15 protein-coding genes are annotated in these 21,982 nt (G+C 72.4%); 6 read left to right on the top strand and 9 right to left on the bottom strand.

What is annotated here, in order from left to right; translation table 11 throughout:
* Positions 1–4: 4 nt before the first annotated feature.
* From ACIBP6_RS27540 to ACIBP6_RS27530, 3 genes are all read right to left on the bottom strand, one after another.
* The gene (locus tag ACIBP6_RS27540; protein ID WP_397056644.1) at positions 5–2,233 is read right to left on the bottom strand and encodes a SulP family inorganic anion transporter; all 2,229 of its coding nucleotides are present in this window, start codon (positions 2,231–2,233) and stop codon (positions 5–7) included.
* Between the two features lie 105 nt (positions 2,234–2,338).
* Complete coding sequence (locus ACIBP6_RS27535; RefSeq protein WP_397056642.1) at positions 2,339–3,883, bottom strand: hypothetical protein; 1,545 nt, start codon at positions 3,881–3,883, stop codon at positions 2,339–2,341.
* 184 nt (positions 3,884–4,067) lie between these two features.
* Complete coding sequence (locus ACIBP6_RS27530; RefSeq protein ID WP_397056641.1) at positions 4,068–4,586, bottom strand: YbhB/YbcL family Raf kinase inhibitor-like protein; 519 nt, start codon at positions 4,584–4,586, stop codon at positions 4,068–4,070.
* Between the two features lie 398 nt (positions 4,587–4,984).
* On the opposite strand from ACIBP6_RS27530, the gene ACIBP6_RS27525 reads away from it, so the two are divergent.
* Both ACIBP6_RS27525 and ACIBP6_RS27520 read left to right on the top strand, forming a co-directional pair.
* Positions 4,985–5,506: a PH domain-containing protein gene (locus ACIBP6_RS27525; protein WP_397056639.1), complete on the top strand. Its 522-nt coding sequence runs from the start codon at positions 4,985–4,987 to the stop codon at positions 5,504–5,506.
* Between the two features lie 647 nt (positions 5,507–6,153).
* Positions 6,154–7,596, top strand: coding sequence for a PH domain-containing protein (locus ACIBP6_RS27520; RefSeq protein ID WP_397056637.1), 1,443 nt, complete (start codon positions 6,154–6,156; stop codon positions 7,594–7,596).
* 740 nt (positions 7,597–8,336) lie between these two features.
* Here the strand turns inward: ACIBP6_RS27520 and sepH are convergent.
* Together sepH and ACIBP6_RS27510 are read right to left on the bottom strand one after the other, a co-directional pair.
* On the bottom strand, positions 8,337–11,513 hold the full coding sequence (gene sepH / locus ACIBP6_RS27515) for a septation protein SepH (RefSeq protein WP_397056635.1): 3,177 nt from the start codon (positions 11,511–11,513) through the stop codon (positions 8,337–8,339).
* Between the two features lie 160 nt (positions 11,514–11,673).
* The gene (locus ACIBP6_RS27510) at positions 11,674–12,621 is read right to left on the bottom strand and encodes a protease inhibitor I9 family protein (RefSeq protein ID WP_397056633.1); all 948 of its coding nucleotides are present in this window, start codon (positions 12,619–12,621) and stop codon (positions 11,674–11,676) included.
* A 113-nt stretch (positions 12,622–12,734) separates the two neighbouring features.
* Here ACIBP6_RS27510 and ACIBP6_RS27505 point away from each other — a divergent pair, with 113 nt between their 5' ends.
* Positions 12,735–13,580: a hypothetical protein gene (locus ACIBP6_RS27505; protein WP_397056631.1), complete on the top strand. Its 846-nt coding sequence runs from the start codon at positions 12,735–12,737 to the stop codon at positions 13,578–13,580.
* On the opposite strand, the gene ACIBP6_RS27500 is transcribed toward ACIBP6_RS27505, so the two are convergent.
* From ACIBP6_RS27500 to ACIBP6_RS27490, 3 genes are read right to left on the bottom strand one after another with little or no spacing between them, the layout of a single operon-like run.
* Positions 13,577–14,854: a D-arabinono-1,4-lactone oxidase gene (locus tag ACIBP6_RS27500; protein ID WP_397056629.1), complete on the bottom strand. Its 1,278-nt coding sequence runs from the start codon at positions 14,852–14,854 to the stop codon at positions 13,577–13,579. The two genes, ACIBP6_RS27505 and ACIBP6_RS27500, sit on opposite strands and share 4 nt — an antisense overlap.
* A 41-nt stretch (positions 14,855–14,895) precedes the next feature.
* On the bottom strand, positions 14,896–15,618 hold the full coding sequence (locus ACIBP6_RS27495; protein WP_397056627.1) for a polysaccharide deacetylase family protein: 723 nt from the start codon (positions 15,616–15,618) through the stop codon (positions 14,896–14,898).
* Between the two features lie 54 nt (positions 15,619–15,672).
* Entirely contained in the window at positions 15,673–16,875 is a 1,203-nt protein-coding gene (locus ACIBP6_RS27490; RefSeq protein ID WP_132616598.1) for an MFS transporter, read from the bottom strand.
* A 93-nt stretch (positions 16,876–16,968) separates the two neighbouring features.
* On the opposite strand from ACIBP6_RS27490, the gene ACIBP6_RS27485 reads away from it, so the two are divergent.
* Positions 16,969–18,150 carry a lytic transglycosylase domain-containing protein gene (locus tag ACIBP6_RS27485; protein ID WP_397056625.1) on the top strand — a complete coding sequence of 394 codons (1,182 nt, stop codon included), beginning with the start codon at positions 16,969–16,971 and terminating at the stop codon, positions 18,148–18,150.
* On the opposite strand, the gene ACIBP6_RS27480 is transcribed toward ACIBP6_RS27485, so the two are convergent.
* A complete protein-coding gene (locus ACIBP6_RS27480) occupies positions 18,141–19,091 on the bottom strand; it encodes a ferrochelatase (protein WP_397056623.1) in 951 nt (316 codons plus the stop codon). The two genes, ACIBP6_RS27485 and ACIBP6_RS27480, sit on opposite strands and share 10 nt — an antisense overlap.
* 92 nt (positions 19,092–19,183) lie before the next feature.
* Between ACIBP6_RS27480 and ACIBP6_RS27475 the strand changes: the two genes are divergently transcribed.
* Positions 19,184–21,163: a S9 family peptidase gene (locus ACIBP6_RS27475; protein WP_397056622.1), complete on the top strand. Its 1,980-nt coding sequence runs from the start codon at positions 19,184–19,186 to the stop codon at positions 21,161–21,163.
* Positions 21,163–21,951, top strand: a complete 789-nt coding sequence (locus tag ACIBP6_RS27470) for an inositol monophosphatase family protein (protein WP_397056620.1) — start codon at positions 21,163–21,165, stop codon at positions 21,949–21,951. Before ACIBP6_RS27475 ends, ACIBP6_RS27470 begins: the two co-directional genes overlap by 1 nt.
* Positions 21,952–21,982 lie beyond the last annotated feature (31 nt).

Below are 21,982 nucleotides of genomic sequence, written 5' to 3'. Positions count from 1 at the left end.
CGCCTCAGTCGGTCATCAGCCGTTGATCCTCCCGGCCCGCCGGGACCATCGGCCGCAGCGGCGGCACCATGTGCACCCTGGCCGAGCCGATGTCGAAGAACAACCCGACCAGCTCCAGCTTCCCGGCCCTGACCTGCTCCTCGACCTTCCGGTACGTCAGCAGGTTCTCCAGCTGCTGCTGCACGTTGACCCGGCACAGCACGTCGAGCGCCCCGCTGTGCAGCCGGTCGCCCTCGGTCTCGATGAACCTGGCCAGGCTGTGGTCGCCGTGCCGCAGCCACTTGCGCAGCCCCGGCAGGCTGCCCGCCTGCACGCCGCCGCTCAGCACCCCGGCCATCGCGCCGCATCCGGAATGGCCGCACACGGTGATCGTGTGCACGCCCAGCACCTGCGTCGCGTACTCGATCGCCGCCACCACCGAGTCGTCGTGCGGCTCAGAGCCCCTGCGCGGCACCAGGTTGCCGATGTTGCGCACGGTGAACAGGTCACCGGGACCGCTCGACGTGATCAGGCTCGGCATGATCCGGGAGTCGGCGCACGTGATGAACAGGTGCGACGGCTGTTGCTTCCTGGCCAGGGCCGTGAAGATGGGCTTCACCAGCGGCGCCGTACGGCTGTGGTACTCGCGTGCGCCCGCCGTGAGCAGGCACTCCGCCTGCCCCGCGGCCGAGGCGCCGTCGGAGCCTGCCTCCACGGGCGCGGGATGCGGCTCCTCGTGACGGCGCCGGTGCGCCCACGGCAGCCACCAGCGGTCCGGCGCCTTCGGCAGAGACTTCACCGGCGACGTACGCGCCCCGCTGGCCGCCAGCGCGTACCACTCGTCGTGCAACTCGTCGATGTGCACGGTGCCGCCCATGCGCTCGTGGTCGAGCCGCCAGGAGTGGATGGCCTCGAAGGCGCCGTTGTCCATGAAGTCGATGTTCAGGTCGAGGTCGACGTCGGCGCCCGCCGGGATCGTGCGCAGCTCGTGCGTCAGCCTGGGCACGCCCAGGAACGTCAGCGACCCCGAGATCGTCACGTGCAGCGGCCCGTCGCGGTCCTCGCGCTTCAGCACGGTCACCTGGGTCAGGCGGCGCAGCGCCAGCAGCGCGGCCAGCGCCAGGCCCGCCAGCACGCCCTCGGCCAGCCCGAGCAGGATCACACCGGCCATGGTCATCGCGTACACCGGCACTTCGCCGTGCCCGTGCACCTTCTTGACGTGGCCCAGGTTGACCATCTGCACGCCGATGAACACCAGCAGGGCCGCCAGCGCCTCCAGCGGGATCAGCTTGATCAGCCAGCCGAACCCCAGCGCGAACACCAGCACCCAGAACCCGTGCAGGATCGCCGACATGCGCGTACGCGCCCCGGCCTTCACGTTCGCGGTGCTGCGCACGATCACCCCGGCCACCGGCAGTCCGCCGAGCGCGCCCGTCGCCATGTTGGCCACGCCCTGGCCGGTCAGCTCCTGGTCGAGGTCGGCGCGGCGCCCGCCGTGCATGCCGTCGACGGCCACGCAGCACAGCAGCGACTCGCAGCCGGCCAGCAGCGCCACCAGCAGCACCGACGAGACGATCATGTGCCAGTCGCCCGCCGGCCAGACCGGGAACGCCCACTCACCGACGCTCTCCGACAGGTCGACGCGGGTGACGTCCCAGCCGAACGCCCAGGCCGTCACCGCCGCCACGAACAGCGCCGCCAGCGGGGCCGGGACCGCCTTGACCCTTTGCGGCAGCCGCGTCCACAGCGCCAGGACCACGATCGTGAGCACGCCGACGGCGACCTTGTGCCCGTGCATGTCGGCGACCTGCCCGGGGAGCTCGATGAGGTTGGCGATGGCGGAGTGCTGCGAACTGCCGCCCAGCACGATGTGCAACTGGGAGAGTGCGATGATCACGCCGACGGCCGCCAGCATGCCATGGATGACGGCCGGCGACACCGCGAGCGCGGCCCTGGCCGCCTTGAACACCCCCAGCAGGAGCTGGACGGCTCCGGCCAGCAGGGTGATCATGCAGGTGGCCCGCCACCCGTACGTGTGGACGAGGTCCACCACTACCAGCGAGAGTCCGGCCGCGGGCCCGCTCACCTGCACTGCGGACCCGCCCAGGGCGCCTGCCACGATGCCGCCCACCACGGCGGCGATGAGTCCGGCCACCAGTGGCGCTCCCGAGGCCATCGCGATGCCCAGGGAGAGGGGCACCGCGACGAGGAAGACCACGAGCGAGGCTGGCACGTCGTGCCGGAGGGTGCTCATCCAGCTACTCTGCGTGTCGCGGAACATGGAGCAAACCCTATTGCTCCGCCGTCCCTTGTTTGAGGGGACGTCACGCAGGTTTTGCGGATTAATAGGCGCTAAAGATCATCTGTAGTAGTCGTGCGGATGGTCCTGCTCCGGGGTGCGCCGGCGACCGCGGCGCTCGGTGCCCTGGGTCTCCGGCTGAGGCCCGTAGCCGGGCTGGGCGCCCGGAGCCGCGGCGCCCGGCGCGGGCGGCGGAGCGGGCCAGGCCGCGGGGTTGCTGATGTCGCCCGTCTCGTACGCGCCCGCCGTGAACGGCGACTGCGTCGGCGTCGGGGCCGACAACACGTCGTCGTACGCCGAGACCGCCCGGTTCGGCGCGGTCGGGGTGCCGGCGGCGGGAGTGGGCCCGGTGAGCGGCTCGGAGTCGTCGGCCACCGCCCATCCGGCGCGCACCTCGTACGAGGGGCGCGAGGTGGGCTGCTCGAACGCCGGCCAGGATCCCGGCGAGGCGTAAGGGCTGGCGGGCGGCGGGACGGGGGCGGGAGTGGGGTCGTCGAAGATGTCGGGCGAGGCGGGCCACGAGCCGGACGTGGTCGCCGCCGGAGTGGCTGACCAGGTCGCGGTCGCGTCGAGCGAGTCTCCGGCTCCGCCGTAGGCGGGGAACGGGTCGCTCGTCGGGGCGCCGTGGATGGGCGCGGCGGCCACCGGGAAGCTGCCGCTCGAGGTAGGGCCGGCGGCCGGGAACGAGCCCGCCACGGGCGCGGCGGGGAAGGAGCCGCTGCCTGGAGAGGCGGGGAAGGAGCCGCTGCCTGGGGAGGCGCTCGCCTCGCCGCCGTACGAGCCGGTCGCGGGGAAGGACCCGCTGCTGGTCGCGGCTGGGTAGGCGCTGTTGGAGGACACGCCGTTGGAGGAGACCGAGGCGGGCCGCGGCGCGCGAGCCGGCTCGGACGGAGTGGGGGCGGGCACCGGCTGCGCGCCCGCGCCGAGGATGCTCAGCACGTCGGGCGTCGGCGCCGCGAACGTCACGGTGCGCTGGTCGGCGAGCTCGGCCTGCGAGGGAACGGGGCGCGGGGACGGCTCGACCAGGTCGGCGAGGCCGCCCGCGGCGGCGGGCTGGCGCTGCGGCAGGGGAGCCTGGACGGTCGTCGCGTCGGGATCGGCCGCGGCCGACGCCGGCTGCGGCTGCGGCTGCGGCTTGGGCTTGCGTTCGGAACGCCTGGCCGGACGCTCGGGCAGCGGGTCGCCGGACCGTTCCCGCTCCACCGGACGAGAGGTGGCCTTCCTGGCCGCCACGGTGCCGTCGGCGCCGAAACCGCCCTCTTCTGCATCGCTGCGGATGCTGGCCCAGAACTCCTCGTCGTCCTCGTCGTTGCTCGGGTTGCCCCACTCGTCGACACCCCGCCGGCCGCGCTGGCCGGTGCGCACCGGCTTCTGCTTCGGCGCGTCAATGGGGCTGAAGTCGGGGCTGAAATTGTTCATCCGGGGTTCGTGGGCTGCGAACTCATCCGTGGAACGCGCATGGGTCAGCTCCTCCTTCTCGGCCATCTCTTTCAGCCGTTCCGGAGGAAGCGAGCTCTCTCTGCGACTCATCGAACGCATGCCCAGTGCCACGACGACGAGCACGAGGAGCACGACAGCGACCAAGCTCACTACGACCGCGATCATTGCACCACCCTCAAAGCCATGGCCTCCCTCTGGCACCGATGAGATCGCGCGGCCATCGACGCGATCTGCCCCCTTTGATCACCAGTGCCTAACAATTCGATCTGATTGTGTCGGACCACTAAGAGAGTTGTCACACCCTAAGCGAAGAATTGGTACACCTGCACTACATGTCGTGTTCGACTACTCACTCGATGTTCACCGCCGTGAGCCGGCCGCGGGCGATGGTCAGATCCGCGATCTTCTTCAGGATCTTGGGAAGCTCGTCTTCCGGAGACAGATCTACCTTCCCGCTCAACGTGTAGACCGAGAAGCGGTAGCTCGCCCGGTCTTGGCAGGGGGGCTCGTAGCCCGTCTTCCCACTGGTCACCTTCGCCTGACGCGAGCCCTCGGGGGGCTCGGCGGCGGCGTTGGGGCCCAGCTCGGTCGTGGTGGCCGGGATGTCGTACATCACCCAGTGCACGGCCGACTCCGACGCCGTGTGACTGTCGACCACGATGGCGATCGACTCGGCATCGGGCAACGGCCGGCTCGACCAGCGCAGCGGTGGGCTGCCCTGGTCGCCTTGACAGGAGTATTCGCGCGGGAGCGGCTTGCCGTCATGCAGCTCAGGGCTGGAGACGTTGACCTGCGCGATGTCCTTGGCCTGGGATCTACCGACGAAGCTGAAGCTGCCACAACCGGACGACGCCAACGTTACGGCCACCGCCGTCACACTGACGGCGATGCGTCGCACGCGTGATGCCGTGTTACACAGCCCCATGCCGGACGATGCTACGCGCGTCTCGGCGGTGCGCAGACCGTTTCCCGATGGTCCGTGCTTGGTAAAGGATCCGAAACCAGCCAGAATGCGGTCATCTGCGCAGTGACGTTGGCCACAGCGCTGCGGCCCCTGGTGCGCTCCGTGTCCGGATTGCGGCGTACCGTGCGGGCATCGCGCGCCGCCGTTTCGCCGACGGCGGATGGACCCGCCGCCGGGCGCGGCGACAGGGGCACGGGTTCCGGGCGCGCCCCGGCGGCACAAACCCGTGCGTACGGGCCGGTGGGGATCTTTCCGTCGCGCTGTCAGATCGTCCGGGAGGTTCGCCCCCTAAGCTGGGGTTTGTGACGACAACAGGGCCGCTGCGCGATCCGGCGAACCGCGTTTCGCCCAAGGCCATCCGGCTGTGGCTGCTGGAGTCCCTGATCGCGTTCGCCTTCTGGCTGGGCGGATCGCTGCTGGTGTCGCGCTGGGTCGTCGGCAGCGGGTGGTCGTGGGTGCCCGCGTGGCTGGCGGCCGACCCCTGGTTGCTGCCGGTCGCCGTCGTGGTGCTGACGCTGCCGGTCCTGGTGGCAGAGCCGTTCGTCCGGTACGCCGTGCATCGCTGGGAGCTCTCAGGGGACGTCGTCTATGCCAGGTCGGGCTACCTGACCAGGGAGTGGGTGTTCGTGCCTGTGAGCCGCATCCAGACGGTCGACAAGGGGCAAGGATGGTTCGAGCGGATGCTCGGACTGGCGACCCTGGAGATCCGGACGGCCTCCCACGCCGGCTCCTCCACGATCAAGGGCCTCGACTTCCAGGTGGCCGCCCGCCTCGCCGAGCAACTGGCCCATCGCGCCGAAGAGCTCAGGGACGACGCGACATGACGGACTCCCACCCGAACCGCCACGAGCACGCCGCCCCCTCCTCGGAGACGGCCGCCTCGGACGACCGCGTTCCGCCTGTCCCGCATCCGCCGAGTGACGGACAACGCTCCCCTCACGACGGCACTCCCTCGGACCACCACACCGCGCCTGACGCGGGCCCGCCGCCGCCCGAACGGCCCTCCTCCGACGACGACGCCGCCCGTGGCGCGCCACCGCGCCAGGATCCGCGCCCCGCCGCCGACGGCGCCGAACCGGACGACCGGATTCCGTCCGCCGAGGGCCCGCGCCCCACACCGCCGCCCGCCCCCAGCGCCTCGCCCGGCCAGGAGCAACCGCCGGGTCACGAGTGGGCGCCACCTGGGGGAGACCACCCCGACCAGCGCCCGCCGCTCCATCACGGCCGGCCACCCGCTCCCGCCCCAGGGCACCCGTACGGGCACGCCCCGGCTCCGGGCCAGCCGCCTGGGCAGCCGTACGGGCCTGGCCCAGCGCCTGGACAACCGTACGGGCCTGGCCCGGCGTCCGGGCAGCCGTACGGGCCTGGGCCCGGGCCGGGGGAGCCGCCGTGGGGTGGGTATCCGCCGCCGCCCGGTGGGATGCCGCCTTATCCGGGACCCGGGCGGGCACCGCGGCGGTTCAGCCCCAAGGTGCTGCTCATCGACCCCGTACGCATGCTGCCCTCCCTCCTCCTGCCCCTCATCGGCGTCCTGTTCGTGGGCGGCTTCTCGCCGAGGTCGTACGCCTGGGCCGCGGCCGGTGTCGTGGGCGCCGTGGTGGTCGCGTTCGTCCGCTGGGCCACCTTCACGTACGAGATCATCGGCGACAGCCTGGAGACCAAACGGTCGCTGATCAGCCGTTCCATCCGCACCATCCCCCTGGAGCGCATCCGCGGCGTCGACGTCTCCACGCCTCCGATGCACCGCCTGCTCGGCCTGGCCGTACTGAAGATCGACACGGGAGCGAGCGGCGGCGACGAGGAGGCCAAGCTCGACGGCGTCACACTCGCCGAGGCCGAACGGCTCAAGTCGCTCCTCCTGCGCCGCGCCGGCCGCCCCGAGGCGCACGCCCAGGAGACCGCCGCACCCGCCGGGCCCCGCGAACAGCCCATCATCTCCGTGCCCCGCAAGTGGCTGCTGTACGGGCCGTTGTCGGGTGCGTACCTGCTCACCCCGTTCGCGTTCATCGGCGGCGCCGTGGGCCTGGCGTTCCAATGGGGTGACGAGCTCGGCTTCCGCCAGGACACCGCCTGGAGCGCGGGGGAGTGGCTCTGGGAACACCCGTACCTGCTGCTGGCCGTGGCCCTGCTGCTCGTGCTCGCGATGCCGGTCACGGGCGGCCTGATGTACGCGATCTTCAACTGGAACTTCCAGCTCAAACGCCGCGACGGCTACCTCGTCGCCGAACGCGGGCTGATCAACCGGCGCAGCGTGTCGCTGGAGTCCCAGCGCGTACGCGGCTACGAGATCGTGGACGGCCTGGCCGAACGCTGGGCCGGCGTCGTACGCGTCTGGGCCATCGTGACCGGGCTGGGCGACTCGGAGACCCGCGGTCAGCTGCTGCCGGACGTGCCGCGCGGGGTCGCGTACCAGGTGGCCGCCGACGCCATCGGACCCTACCGGTCCGAACTCCGTCGCCACCCGCCCGTGGCGCGCAGGCGCCGCCTGTTCCGCGCCGTCTTCCCGTGGCTCGTGGTGGCGTCGGCGAGCGCCGCGGCGGCCTGGGCGACGGGGGCGACGCTGTGGTGGGTCCTGCTCGTCCTGACGCTGTTCCTGGCCGCACTGGGCGTCCCCTTGGGCCTCGACCGGTACGCCTCCCTGGGACACGGCTACGACGGCGTACGCGTGTCGGTGCGGTCGGGCTCGCTCCGGCGCGCGCAGGCCGTCATCGAACGCCGTGCCGTGGTGGGCTGGCGTCTCCGGCAGACGTGGTTCCAGCGCCGCGCCGGGGTGCTGACGCTGATCGCCGGCGTCGGCGCCGGCAAGGGCGGCTACTCGGCCATCGACGTCTCAGAAGCTCAGGCCGCGGACTTCCCGGCAGAGGTCACCCCGGAATGGCTGACCCCCTTCCTCGCCCGACCCCCCAACCAGTAACCTCCGTCACCATCCTTGCCACACCGGGCCCGAAAGCGGGTAGCCCGAACCTCGACGACCAGATGCGTGGGGATGCCCAGGGGCCGCGTGCCGCCGAGCCGGCAAGAGCCGATGCCGCCGCAGGGAACCGCGCCGACCCGCCACAGCCCCCGTCTCCTGACATGACATCGCCGGCCCCGAAGCGCCGTCCCGAAGAAGAGGCGCTGCCGGGACGTCGCCCCGTGGGAGTAGGGCCTTACCAGCGGAAGCGGCGGCGCCTCAGCCGGATGAAGGGGCCCAACCGGTGATGCGCTGGTAGGTGGCGGTCGATCCCGTGGTGTGCCGGTCCTGAATTCAAGGTGGCCGAACTGCGGGCACGCTGATCGCCGGGCTGAGCGGCATCCGCAGCTCAAGAGGTGCTTTGTCCGCCAGGTCTCGGACTGAAGGCGGCCAAGTCGGCGGTCAGTGGTGGAAGTGGTGGTGTGCCGGCCGGTAGGTGCTGTGCGGAAGGCGGCCGAACCGGAGCCGCGCCGGCTGGGGCCTCGGTGGATGGGGGTGGCGGGTGGGTGCCGGCCGGTAGGTGCCGGGTTGAAGGCCGGTGAGCCGGACCGCGCTGATCCGTGGGTCCGCGGTGGATGGCGGTCGGGTCGGAGGCGTGATGGCCGGCAAGGGGCTGGGGTGTGCTGGTCGGCCAGGACTTCACCGGAGCAGAGCATCGGTGGAGTCCTGGCCGGCCAGGCTGCGAGGTGTTCGGCGTGTCCTCAGTCCTGGCGGCGGGCGCCGAACATGATCTCGTCCCACGTCGGGACCGAAGCGCGACGGCCTCGCGACTTGCGCGGCCGGGCGGCGGGGGCGGGCGGCGGGGACGGCACCGGCACGGGCTTGTCCTCCTTGCCCTCGTCCTTGCCCGCCCGCGCCGCCGGGACCGACGGCGCCGGCTTCGGCTTGGGCGTCGGAGGCTTGCTCTGCTGCGCGTCCTGCTCGGGCGCGGCGTCCGCCTCCGGCTGCGCTTCCTTCGTGTCCGGTACGGTCGCGTCCGCCGAGGACGCCTCCGCCTCGGCCGGAGCGCTCTTGCCGGCCTCGCCGTCCTTGGCGGTCCCCTCCGTCTTGGTGGGCTCGTCCGTCTTGGTCTCGGCCGTTGCAGCAGAGGCGTTGGCGGTGTCCGCAGGGGCCGGAGTGGTGGCCTCGGCCTTGGACTCCGCGGGCACGCCGGTCTCCGGTGTCGTGCTGCTGGTCGCGGTCGTGGTGGTGTCCACCGTCGCTGTACCTTCCGCCGTGGCGGGCGTCGTGGCGGCGCCCGGCCGATCCGTGGAGCTGCCCTCCTGAGCAGCCGCTTCCGGGGCGGGGGGATTCGTGGTGGTGGCTTCCGCGATGCCGGTCGGCTCGGCGGACCCCTCGACGGGCGTCTTCGCGTCGGCGGCATCCCCGCCGGTCGAAGCGGCGTCCACTGAGGTGGCACCTGCCGAGGCAGCTTCCGTGGAAGCGGAGACTGCCGAGGCCGCGTCTGCCGAGGCGTCTGCCGAAGCTGCGTCCGCGGACGCGGGGCCTTGCTGAACAGCAGCAGCCGTAGCGCCCGCCGGCGCAGGACCCGCGGGAACGGCGTCCGCGGGGGCGGCGTCCGCGGGGGCGGGATCCGCCGGTGCCGCGGTGGTTGCTGCGGTGGTTGCTGCGGTGGCGGCTGCCGCCGCCGGGGCTGCCGGAGCCTCGCTGGTCGCGGAGGTGGTCCCGAGGGAGGCGTCCGCTTGTGCGGTGTCCTTCTCGGCGGTGTCCGTCCGCGGTGCGCCGGTTGCGGCCGCAGGGCTCTGCGGTGTCGCCTCGGGCGTGGTGGCCGTCGGGGAAGTGGCGTCCGACTCAGGGGAGGCGCTCGCCTCGGCGGCCGGTGTGGTGGTCGATGCGATCTGACCGCTGAGTCCGGTCTCAGCAGCGCCGGGCTGACCACCCTCCGCAGCAGCCTGCACAGCGGCGCCGTCAGCCTGCACGGCAGGGCCGTCAGCCCGCACGTCGGCACCTTCGGCCCGCACGTCGGCAGCACCGGCCTGATCAGCCGAGCCGTTCTGCAGGCCGACACCGTCGGCCTGCTCGACCGCGCCGGCCTGCTTCGCCGAATTGGCCTGTGCGGGAGCACTGTCGACCTGGTCGGTCGAGTCGGTCTGCTCGGCCGCGGCGTCGGTCGGCGCGCCGGTACCGCCGACTTGCGTGGCGGAGGCGGTCTGCGCAACCTCCGACGTGGGCTGCGCGGCGGCGGACGGCTGAGCCGGTGTGGTCCCGGAAGGCTGGGTCTGCGCGACGGACGGAGACGTCGGCGGCTGGGCGGCTGTGATGGGCTGGGCTTGAGGGGCCTGGGCCGCGGCGGACTGCTCGGCCTGGGCGGTGGTGGGTTCCTGGCGCTGGACGGAGGCCGGGGTGTCGGTGTCGGTGTCGGTGTCGGTGTCGGAGCGGTGAGCGGCGAGTGCAGCCGGAGTCGCCGCGGTCGGAGCGGTCTCGCCTGTCTGAGGCGCGGTGACGGGCTGGTCTGTCTGAGGCGCGGTGACGGGCTGGTCCCGGACGGGCGACGACACACCCGCCGACGCCTCTACCGGTGGGGAGGCCTCTGCCGGTCCGTCGGACGGCTGCCACGCATCCGCCGGCCCCGAAGACGGGCGCGACTGCTCAGCCGGTGCGGACCCATGGGCGTCGTGCGGCGGTCGTTCCTGCGCGGACGGCTCCTCTGCCGCGAATCGCTCCCCGGCGTACGGCTCCTGCGTCGGCGACGAGTCCTGGGCCGGCCTGGGCGCGGGCGGCTGTTCGGACACCGGGCGGGACGAAGGCGAGGTGCCGGGAGCGTAGATGGAATCGCTTTCGCGCCCCGAGCCGAAGTCGGGCAGCCACGGCGAAGACCCGCCGCGGCGGGACGTGGTGTCGCCGGGGCGGGTGTAGCCGGTCTCGCGGGCCGGAGGTTCGGGGCGGAAGGACTCCCGCGACCCGCCCTCGGCCCCGGAGCCGGACCGCAGGGCCGACTCCCTGCCCGGGTCGGACCGCTGGTCAGGCCGCAGGGCCGACTCCCTGCCCGGGTCGGGCCGGAGAGCGGACTCCCTGCCCGGGTCGGGCCGGAGGGCCGATTCTCTGCCGGGGTCCGGCCGGAGGGCCGATTCGCGGCCCGGGTCGGGGCGGCGGTCGCGGTCGAACGGGGTGTCGCGCGGCGCGGAGTCGGGAGCCCGGCCGGGCGGCGGAGTGTAGCCGACGGCCGGTTCCTCCGGCTCGCGGCGCGCCACCGGCGGGAACTGCACCGTCTCGGAGGCCAGCGGCGGCACCGGCTGCAACTTGGCGACCCGTGGCGCGAACGGCGTCACCGTGGTGTCCTCCACCACGGCGGGCTCGGGGTCGAAGTCGGCGGACGACAGGCGCAGCGCCTCGTCGTCGTGCGGCGTCACGTGACGCTTGCGCGGGTCGAAGAGCCACTCGGCGTGGCGGGTGTGACCGTTCCAGACGTAGCCGAGCTTGACCCGCCACAGGCCGTCGTCACGCTTGGCGGAGTCCCAGTCGATCTCGTCGGTGGGCACGCCGCGCCGGGTGAGCCGGTCGGCCACGAGGTCGCCGAGGGTCGGCCCGGGCGCGGACTCGCCGGGCATGCGTACGGAGACGCGTTGTGCCTGCTGGGCGACGTACTCCCGCTCCTGCAGCACCGGCCCCTCGAACCAGCGGACACGCTCGACCGGGATCCCGGCGGTCGCGGCGATCTCCTCCGCCGTCTCTCCCGCGCGGATGCGGGCCTGGATCTCCTTGGGGCGCAACGGACTCTCCACTTCGATCTCGTACTGGCCGAGACGGGAGAAGTTGCCGCGGACGGCAGCACGGAGCCGGTCGTCCACGGGAAGTGTGAAGCGCGTCCCCCGCCCGGCCGTAGCCAGGACGAGATAGGTGCCGTCCTCACTCACCGCGACGAGTCGGAGCTCCTGCATGCGAGTCCCTTCGTCAGCGTCGCCATTCTTCCCCCGGACCCTTGAGTCTCTCGCGTGTGCCGGTTGCCTGCCAGCACCGTACCCGGCATGTCCGAACATCGCCTTCCTGGGATAGCCCCGGGGCGATGTGACGCCGGTCACATTTGAGGAGTCCATCCCGTCAGAGCCCGCCATCGCGCACGTGGAGGGTAGAGGCCCTCGACGGATTCTGGCGAATCACGGGCCGCGCCGCTGTGCACTTCAGCGAAGTGGCGAGGGCGGACGGCCCTGCGGCCGGATGGAGCTCCAGGAGCCGGGCGGCGGCTCCGGCCAATTCCGGCGCGTACGCCGAGAAAGTCCGGCCTGCGGGGGTGGCCCGGCAGGCGACGGAGCGGGACGACGCGGCGACGAACACGCCCGAGCGTGACAACGACCGCGCGGCCGTGGCGAGAGCGGCGGAGCCGGCGCCGTCGAGGGGCAGCGCGGCGACGGAGGGCCGGCGGGCGTGGCGGTGGATCCAGTCGATCCCGGCCAGCAGGTCCGACAGCGTTCCGGAGCCGTCGCAGCCGAGCACGCGGACGGAGGCGACCCGGGCGCCGGGGGCCGCGGCGTGGACGCGGCGGGCCACCTGGGTGCCGTGGCCGGCGCAGTCGCGTCCGGTGCCGCCGGTGGCGTCGAAGGCGCGCCAGGCCTGGTCGCCGAACTCGTCGCGGGCGGCGTCCAGGCCACCGGCGACGACGTACACGGTGGTGCCCGCGCCGGACGGCCGCCCGGCGGGCAGGGCCGGCGACCGGCCCAGCGGCATGGGACGGATCTCCAGGTCGGGCTCGACCGCGCGCACGCGGTGGTCGGCCCGCAGCTCGGCCAGCTCTCCGGCGGTGAGGAACGTGGCGAAGCCGGGCAGGGCGGCGGTGTAGTAACGCCGTACCCGCCAGCGCAGCTCGCCGACGAGGGCGCGGGCGGCTGGCCGGCCGCGGGTCAGGACGATGTACGGGCGCGTGGGCTCGGACGGGGCGGGGCGCAGCGCGAGTCCCGAGGCGGGCGACATGGCGAGTGGGACGGCCGTCGTGGCGGCCGTCGCCATGGCCGCGGCGAAGTACAGGGAGGGTAGGCCGAGACGTCGGGGCACGAGGTGCAAGGGTGGCTGTCGCACAGCTCACAGGAACAACGGGACACGCCCTCGCGTCTATTCACGAGACCACTCTTTACCCAACGCATGACGAGAGAGGACTGATCCGGGGGATGAGCGGCGAGCCGCGGAAGTTCGAGCTGAGCATCCCGCAGATCGTGGGCAGCGCCCTGGCGGCGGTGACCGCCGCCGTGGCCGCCTCCTACCTCGGCGTGGCCGGCACGTTGATCGGCGCCGCGGTGGTCAGCATCGCGAGCACCGTCGCCACCGCGGTGTACACGCACTACCTCAAGCGCACCGAAGAACGGGTCAAGCAGCGCACGCTGGTCATCCGCTGGCAGCCCCACGAGCCGGCGCCCGGCGAGCAGAAACCCGACGCCGCGACGCCCGACGCCGGAACGCCGGACGCCGCGACGCCCGACGCCACGACGGAGAGCGGTAGCAGGGAGACGACGCTCGTGATGCCGGTCGCCGAGCAGCCGCGGCGCAGGGTCTCGTGGGTGAAGGTGGCGGGCGCCGCGGTGATCGTGTTCGCGGTCAGCATGGGCGGCATCCTCGCCTACCAGGGCATCACCCGGCAGACCCTGCACGAGCAGGTCACCGGCGAGGTCCCGCACCAGGCGCGGGTGCAGCACGAGCCGCCGTCCCGGCAGGAGGTTCCCGTGCCGTCGCACGACACACCGCAGCCGACCGTCACGTACGGGCCGTCGAAGCCGTCACCCACGCCGACGCCCACTCCCAGCGGCAGCGCGGACGCGGGGGAGACCCCGCCGCCGAGCGGCCGGCCCACGGAGGAGCCGGAGCCGCAGCGGAGCGACGACGTGGTGGAGCCGTCGCACGAGGCCACGAGCCCGCCGCCGCTGGAAGAACGGCCCGGCGACATGGAAGAGGCGCCGACGCCCACCGCGCCCTCCGTGCCGCAGGAGGAGCAGACCGGCCCCGGCACACCCCAGCGCTAACCGAGCACCGCCTCCAGGTACGCGTTCCCGAACAGGCGGTCAGGGTCGAGGCGGTCGCGCAGGGTGGTGAAGTCGGCGAAGCGGGGATACACCCCGGCCAGGTACGCGGCGTCCCGGGTGTGCAGCTTGCCCCAGTGCGGGCGGCCGTCCAGCCGGGTCATGATCTCCTCGACGCCCGCGAAGTACGCCGGATGGGGCGTCGGCCGGTAGACGTGGCAGGCGACGTACGCCGACGGCCGCCCGTACGCGGTGGACAGCCAGGCGCCGGAGGGCGGCGTGACGCGGACCTCCACCGGGAAGCTGATCCTCCAGTCCATCCGGTCGATCAGGTCGCGGGTCTCGCGCAGGGCCTGGCCGAGGTGTTCACGCGGGATGGCGTACTCCATCTCCAGGAAGCGCACGTCGCGCCGGGAGGTGAAGACCTTGTACGAGGCGTCCGCCCACGCGGAGTCGCCGAGCGCGGCGGCGCTGACGGCGTTGATGCGGGGGATCAGGCCCGGTAATCGGGCGCCGAGGGCGCAGGCGGCGCCGAAGACGGTGTTCTCCAGGAAGACGGTGTCGCGCCAGTGCGCGAACGCCCCCGGCGTCCGGGCCGGCCCCGGGTGCCGGTCGGCGGTCTTGACCAGGCACGCGTCGGTGTGCGGCAGCCAGAAGAAGTCGAGGTGCTCGTGGGTGGAGGTCAGCTCGTCCAGCGAGGCGAGGATCTCGCCGAGGGCCATCCTGCGCCGCCGGTGCCGCAGCAGGAACGCGGGCTCCACCCGGAAGGTCACGGCCGTCAGCACACCCAGCGCGCCCAGCCCCACGCGGGCGGCGTCGAAGAGGTGGTCGCCCGGCGCGGCGGTCGCCACGGAGCCGTCGGCGAGCACCAACTCCAGCTCGGCCACCTGGTCGGCGAGGCCGCCGCTGTCGCGACCGGTGCCGTGGGTGCCCGTCTGGATGGCGCCGGCGACGGTCTGCTCGGCGATGTCGCCCATGTTCGCCAGGGCCAGGCCGCGTTCGGCGAGCAGGTCGTTCAGCATCCGCAGCGGCGTGCCGGCCGGCACGGTGACGCGGTCGTCCGCGCACGACCTGAGGCCGGTCAGCGCGTCGGGGCGGAGCATGATGCCGTCGGTGAGGGCCACCCCGGTGAAGGAGTGGCCCGTGCCGACCATGCGGACCCGCCGCCCGGAGGCGGCGGCGTCGCGTACGGCGCGTACGACGTCCTCGACGGAGGACGGCGTGCGCACCTCGGCGGGAGTGCCCGACTGGTTGCGCGACCAGTTCACGAACGCCACGGGCACCTCCAGAGCATCGTTCGGTCAGGGACCGACGATACTCACTGCTCCCAGCCCTCCGGGAGGGGGAAGGCGTCGCCGGGCTCGAGTTTCTCGTCCTTGATCACGTCGGAGACGGTCACGAGGTGGTAGCCCTTGTTCTGCAGGGTCTTGATGAGCGCGGGCATGCCGTCGACCGTCTGCTTCACCCAGTCGTGCATGAGGATGATGCCGTTCGGCTCGGCGACGGCCAGCGTCTGCTTCTGGATGGCGTCGACGTTCTTGAGGCTCCAGTCCTTGGAGCCGGCGGTCCACAGGATCTGCGGCATGTCGAACTGCTCGGCGATCTCCGAGACCCTGACGTCCGTCATGCCGTACGGCGGCCGCAGCAGCTTGGGCTCGACGCCCGCCGCCGCCTTCACCGCGTCCTGGGTCTTCTGGATCTCGTCCTTGATCGTCGCTTCACTGCTCTTGGTGAAGTCGGGGTGCTTGTAGCTGTGGTTGCCGAGCTCGTGCCCCTCGGCCGCCATACGCTTGACGAACTGCGGGCGGCTCTTCGCGTACTGGCCCTCGAGGAAGAACGTCGCCTTGGCGTCGTACTTCTTCAGCGTGTCGAGCAGCGTCCCGGCATACTGGCCGGGGCCGTCGTCGAACGTCAGGGCGAGGCACTTGACCTGGCTGCAGTCGACCGGCTCCTTCTTGGATGCCTGGGCGAAGGCGGGCGCCGGCGCAAGGGTGACGCAAACAGCCGCAATAGCTAGAAGTGAACTGATTTGTCGGGACATAACTAGTGCTTCCAGTGTGATGGGTGTTGCGAGGGATGTCCCGACGGTAGCGGATCAGCTCTTCGCCGGTGAAGAAGCCTCGGGAAGTCTCAGCAAACTCGAACCTCCGATGCCCACGACCACCGCGAGCAGCGCCGCGCCCAGCGAGAAGGCGAAGGCGTCGGACGCGCCGACGGCCTCGGTGAGCCGGCCGCCCGCCCACGCGCCGATCGCCACGCCGAACCCGATCGCCGTCGAGATCCACGCCATGCCCTCGGTGAGCAGCGACGGCGGCACCAGGCGCTCGGTGAGCGAGAAGCCGGTGATGAGGGTGGGTGAGATGGCGAAACCGGCCAGGAACAGCGCGCCCGCCATGATCTTGAGGTCGCTGATGAACACGAGCGGCGCCAGCCCCGCGGCGAACACGCCGAGCGCCCGGACGAACCGGCCGCGCAGCGAGATCTTCCAGTGCCGCGAGCCGAACCACAGCCCCGACACCATCGACCCGCCCGCGAACGCCGCCACCAGGAACCCGGCGGCCGACTTCGCCCCCTCCTCCTCGGCGAAGGCCACGGTGATGAGGTCGACCGACCCGAACACCGCGCCGAGCCCCAGGTAGACGCAGGCCAGCAGGGCGATGCCGGGGATGAGGATGGGCGTGCCGGAGACGGACCTGACGCCCCGGGCGGGCGGCTGCGTACTGCGCTGCGCCGCCAGCGCCAGCGAGCCGATGAACATCGAGACGGTCGCGACCGCCAGCCCCGCGTACGGGTTCACGCCGGTGGCCAGCACCGTGACCAGCGCGGGCCCGGTGACGAAGATGACCTCGTCGATCACCGACTCGAACGCGAACGCGGTGTGCAGCTTGGCCGAGCCGCTGTGGATGTGCGTCCAGCGGGCGCGCACCATCGAGCCGAGCGACAGCGAGCTGGCGCCGACCAGCAGGCCGGTGACGTACAACGTCCAGCCGGGCGCGCCGAGACCGGCGCACAGCATGAGGGAGACCAGCGACAGCGCGTTGACCACGGCGAAGGGCGGGATCACCCGGCTCTGCCCGAACCGGTCCACGAGCCTGCCGGTGAGGGGGCCGGCCACGGCGAAGGCCACGTTGGTGACGGCGGCGACCGCGCCCGCGGCGGCGTACGAACCCGTCAGCGTCGAGATCAGCAGAATGATGCCGATGCCCTGCATGGACATCGGCATGCGGCCGAAGAAGCCGGCCAGCACGAAGCCCTTGATGCCGGGCCCGTCGAACAACCCCCGGTAAGGCCCGACCACCCAAGTTCCTCCTTACTTCAGCGACCCAACCTTGGCGCACCGCATGTCCGGAAGGCAAGTCGATAAGCAGGGCTGTGGGTTAACGTGTCCCGAGTGTCCGGTCTTCCCTCGTTCCGAGCGGTCATGCTCATGGTCGTCGCGGTGCTCGCGGTCACGGCGGCGGCGGGAGGCGTGGTCGTCCTCCTGGGCGACGACATGGTCAACACCGCCCAGGAGAACGTGCGCAGGCAACCCCGCGCCCAGCAGCCGGCGTCCCCCAGGCTCGACCAGATCGTGCCGACCGCCCAGCCCGTGCAGGACTTCGGTCAGGGCGGTCCCGGGGTCACCGTGACGCCGCCGCGCGTGCTCGCCGTCGCCGGCGGCACGGTGCCCGAGCAGACCAGGCACCGGCTCGCGCAGCTGACGCACGTGCAGAAGGCGGTCGTGGTGGACGCGGGCGCGGTCAAGATGTCGGGTACGGCCCTGAACCTGCTGGCCGTCGACCCGGCCGAGTTCCGCTCCTGGACGCCGCAGCCGGTCGCCGACGAGCCCGCCGTGTGGAGCGCGCTGGCCCGGGGCGAGCTGGTGACCGACACCTCCGCGATGCGCAGGTTCGGGCTGATCCTCGGCGCGATGTACCAGGTGGACGGCGGCCCCCGGCTGCGCGCCGCCGCCTCGGCGCCGCTCGGGCTGCCCGGCGTGGACGGCGTGATCAGCGCCGACCTCGGCAGGTCGCTCGGGTTCGCGCCGGACGTCGCGGTGCTGCTGCACGGCAAGCCCGGCGCGATCAGCGAGGCCAAGGTGCGCAAGCTGCTCGGCAAGGGCGCCCAGGTCGTCATGCTGGACGCTGCCGAGCGCGCCGCCAAGCAGCGGCAGGCCCAGCGGCAACCTCAGCAGCCTCAGGTCAGCGTGGGCCGCCCGTCCAGTTACCTGGACCTGTACAAGGCCGCCGCCACCCGCTGCCCCGGCCTGTCATGGACGGTGCTGGCCGCGATCGGGCAGGTCGAGAGCAGCCACGGGCGCAACAACGGCCCGTCGAGCGCGGGCGCGCTCGGGCCGATGCAGTTCATGCCCGCCACCTGGAAGCACTACGGCGTCGACGGTGACGGGGACGGCAAGAAGGACATCTGGAGCCCGTACGACGCCGTGCCCGGCGCCGCCAACTACCTGTGCGCCAACAAGGCGGGCGAGGGCGGCGAGCGCCTGCGCAAGGCGATCTGGTTCTACAACCACTCATGGGACTACGTGAACAAGGTGATGGGCATCGCCGACGCGTACGCGCGTACCTACGCCTGAGGGCGGCGGCGGGGCGGCGGGCAGCAGGTGAGGGGACACGGCACCGGCTCCGGCTCGTCCATCAGCTCGCGCACCATCTGGACGAACCGCGGGTGCGTACCGGCCGTCGCCGCGCGCTCCATCGGCAGGCCGAGCTCGGCGGCCACCGCCCTGGCCTCGGTGTCGAGGTCGTAGACGACCTCCATGTGGTCGGAGACGAAGCCGATCGGCACCAGCACCACGGACTGAGCGCTGACCTTGCGCAGATGGTCGCAGACGTCGGGCTCCAGCCACGGCACCTGCGGCGGGCCGCTGCGCGACTGCCACACCAGGTCCCACGGCTCGGTGCGGCCGAGCGCCTGGTTGATCAGCTCGCAGCTCCTGCGCAGCTGCGCTTCGTACAGGCCGCCGGACGGGCCGGCGGTCTCGGCCATGGAGACGGGGATGCTGTGGGCGGTGAACACCAGCCGGGCGTCGTCGCGGCCGAGCCGCTCCAGCGCGGCGCGGGTGTGGTCGGCCATCGCGGCCACGAAGCCGGGGTGGTCGCCGTAGTGGCGCATCTTGACCAGCTCGGGACCGCCCTCGACGGAGATCCGCGCGATGTCCTCGTAGTACTGGCGGCAGCTGGAGTAGCCGGCGAACGCCGAGGTGGCGAAGACCGCGGCCTTCCTGACACCGTCGGCCTTCATCCGGCGGACGGTGTCCTCCCCGAAGGGATGCCAGTTGCGGTTGCCCCAGTAGACCGGGACGCCGGCCACCGGGCGCAGCGCCTCCACGAGGTCGCGGTTCTGCTGGTTGATCGGGCTGATCCCGCCGAAGCCCAGGTAGTGCTCGGCCACGTCGAGCAGCCGCTCGCGCGGCACGCCGCGCCCGCGCACGACGTTCTCCAGGAAGGGCATCACGTCGTCGGGGCCCTCGGGGCCGCCGAACGACAGGACCAGCAAGGCGTCGTAATTTCCCACGTGACCACCCTATTCGCGCGAGAGCGGTGTCCCGCAGCGAGGAGGAGGCCAGGCGATGCGGCCGGTCTGTAGCGCGCGGTAGGTTCGGTCGAGTGAGCGCATTCAACGACATTCGTGACTACGTGGCCATCCCCCGGGTCCTCTCACTGCGGCTCTCGCCCGATGGCTCCAGGCTGATCTCGACCGTCCAGTCCCTGAACCCCGACGGCAAGTCGTACGGGACCGCCCTGTGGGCCGTGCCCGTCGACGGCGAGCCGTACCGGCTGACGCGCTCCGCGAAGGGCGAGTCGGCGGCCGTGTTCACCGCCGCCGGTGACGTGCTGTTCACCTCGGCGCGCCCCGACCCCACCGCCAAGGACTCCTCCGACGAGGTGCCCTCCCTGTGGTTGCTGCCGCGCGCCGGCGGTGAGGCCCGCCAGGTGGCGACCAGGCCCGGCGGCATCGGGGCCGTGCGCACCGCCGGTGACGTGGTGGTGTTCGTCTCGGATGTGCTCGACGGCGAGGAGGCGGCCGAGGCGGACAAGCGCAAGGCCCGCAAGGACGCCGGGATCAGCGCGATCCTGCACGAGGGTTACCCGGTGCGCTACTGGGACCACGACCTCGGGCCCGGTCGGCCCCGGTTGTTCGCCGCCCGCCTCGGCGACGACCGGCTGGAGGACGTGCGCGACCTGACGCCCGACGCGGGAGACGCGCTGCGCGAGGGCTCGTTCGAGCTGACGCCCGACGGCTCCACCGTGATCGCCACGTGGCGCACGTACCTGCCGAAGGGTGAGTGGCGTACCGACCTGGTGCTCATCGACGTGGCCACCGGCGAGCGGCGGGTGCTGCTCACCGACGACGCCCACGACTTCGAGGGCCCGCTGGCCGTCTCGCCCGACGGGGCCAGGCTCGCCTGCGCCCGTGACCGCCGTACCGGCCTGGAGGTCTCCACGCGCAGCGAGCTGTGGATCGCCGACCTCGCCACCGGGGAGGGCGCCGGGTACGCGCCCGACCTGTTCCCGTCGGACGTCACGTGGGCGCCCGACTCCTCGTCCGTCTACCTCGCGGCCGACCATCAGGGCCGCCGCCCCGTCTTCCACGTGCCGCTGGACGGCGGCGAGGTGCGCAGGCTCACCGGCGACCACGGCGCCTACCTCGGCCTCGGCGCCTCTCCCGACGGCCGCTTCGTCTACGCCCTGCGCAGCGCCGTCGACCTGGCCCCCGGCCCGGCCCGCATCGACGTGGCCGACGGCGAGATCACCGACCTGCCCTCGCCCGCGCCGCGCCCGCAGGTGCCCGGCACGCTCACCGAGATCTCCGTCACGACCGACGACGGCGCCACCGTGCGCGGCTGGCTCGCCCTGCCGGAGGGCGCCTCGGCCGCCGACCCGGCGCCGTTCGTGCTGTTCATCCACGGCGGCCCGATCGGCTCGTGGAACGACTGGCAGTGGCGCTGGCAGTCGTGGATCCTGGCTCAGCACGGGTACGCCGTCCTGCTGCCCGATCCGTGCCTGTCCACCGGCTACGGCCAGGAGATGATCGACCGCGGCTGGGGAAACTGGGGCCCGCGCACCCAGGCCGATCTCGACGCGATCGTCGACGCGGCCCTGGCCAGGGACGACATCGACAGCGAGCGCATCGCCGCGATGGGCGGCTCGTTCGGCGGCTACATGGCCAACTGGCTCGCCGGCCACACCGACCGCTACAAGTGCATCGTCACCCACGCCTCGCTGTGGAACCTCGACCAGTTCGCCGGCACCACCGACGCCGCGATGTTCTGGCAGCGCGAGTTCGGCGCGCCAGGCTCGGAGCGGTACGCGCTGCTGTCCCCGCACCAGTCGCTCGACAAGATCACCACCCCGCTGCTCGTCATCCACGGTGACAAGGACTACCGCGTGCCGATCGGCGAGGCGCTGCGGTTGTGGTGGGACCTGCGGCGCACCGAGGTCGACGCGAAGTTCCTCTACTTCCCCGACGAGAACCACTGGATCCTCAAGCCCGGCAACATCGTCGCCTGGTACGAGACCGTTCTCGCCTTCCTCGGCCGGCACGTGCTCGGCCAGGAATGGAAGCGCCCGGACTCGGTGGCCTGATGACGGATTTCCTGAGCCTGGCCGAGGACATCGCCCGTGAGGCGGGAGACATGCTGCTCGCCAAGCGGCCCACGATGTCCCGGGAGATCGAGACCAAGTCCAGCCCGACCGACGTCGTCACCGCGCTGGACAAGGCCTCGGAAGAGCTCATCCGCGAACGCGTCCTGGCCGCCCGCCCCGGCGACCGTATCCTCGGCGAGGAAGGGGGCGAGGACCCCGGCGACTCCGACGTCCGCTGGGTCGTCGACCCCATCGACGGCACCGTCAACTTCCTGTACGGCCTGCCCGAATGGGCGGTGTCGATCGCCGTCGAGGTGAAGGGCGAGGTCGTCGCCGGAGTCGTCAACGTGCCGGCCCGCGGCGAGGTCTACACCGCGGCGCTCGGCCGGGGGGCCTGGCTCGGCGACACCCGGCTGCGCTGCAACACCGGGGTGCCGCTCGACCGCGCGCTGGTCGCGACCGGGTTCGGTTACTCCGCGACCCGGCGCGCGGTGCAGGGCGAGGTGGTGGCGAAGGTGCTGACCCGCGTGCGCGACATCAGGCGCGGCGGCTCGTGCGCCATCGACCTGTGCTCGCTCGCGGCCGGCCGGGTGGACGCCTATTACGAGCGCGGCATCAACCCGTGGGACTACGCCGCGGCCGGCCTGGTTGCCACCGAGGCGGGGGCCCGGCTCGGCGGGTTGCACGGCAGGCCGGTCAGCCCGTCGTTCGCGGTGTGCGCCGCCCCCGGGTTGTTCGAGCAGCTGCACGACCTGCTGGCCTCGCTCGATCCAGAACGCGACGCCTGACCCGCGCGGACAGCGCAAACGGCCGGAGCCG

It is taken from the genome of Nonomuraea terrae (assembly GCF_044465245.1).
Classification (GTDB): Bacteria; Actinomycetota; Actinomycetes; order Streptosporangiales; family Streptosporangiaceae; genus Nonomuraea; species Nonomuraea terrae.
This window is presented reverse-complemented; position numbering and strand designations above follow the sequence as displayed.

Excerpts from the sequence above, each read along its gene's own strand:
- ACIBP6_RS27495 (WP_397056627.1), bottom strand. The coding sequence starts at position 15,618 with ATGTCCCGACAAATCAGTTCACTTCTAGCTATTGCGGCTGTTTGCGTC.
- ACIBP6_RS27540 (WP_397056644.1), bottom strand. The coding sequence starts at position 2,233 with ATGAGCACCCTCCGGCACGACGTGCCAGCCTCGCTCGTGGTCTTCCTC.
- ACIBP6_RS27505 (WP_397056631.1), top strand. The coding sequence starts at position 12,735 with ATGAGCGGCGAGCCGCGGAAGTTCGAGCTGAGCATCCCGCAGATCGTG.
- ACIBP6_RS27470 (WP_397056620.1), top strand. The coding sequence starts at position 21,163 with ATGACGGATTTCCTGAGCCTGGCCGAGGACATCGCCCGTGAGGCGGGA.
- sepH (WP_397056635.1), bottom strand. The coding sequence starts at position 11,513 with ATGCAGGAGCTCCGACTCGTCGCGGTGAGTGAGGACGGCACCTATCTC.
- ACIBP6_RS27535 (WP_397056642.1), bottom strand. The coding sequence starts at position 3,883 with ATGATCGCGGTCGTAGTGAGCTTGGTCGCTGTCGTGCTCCTCGTGCTC.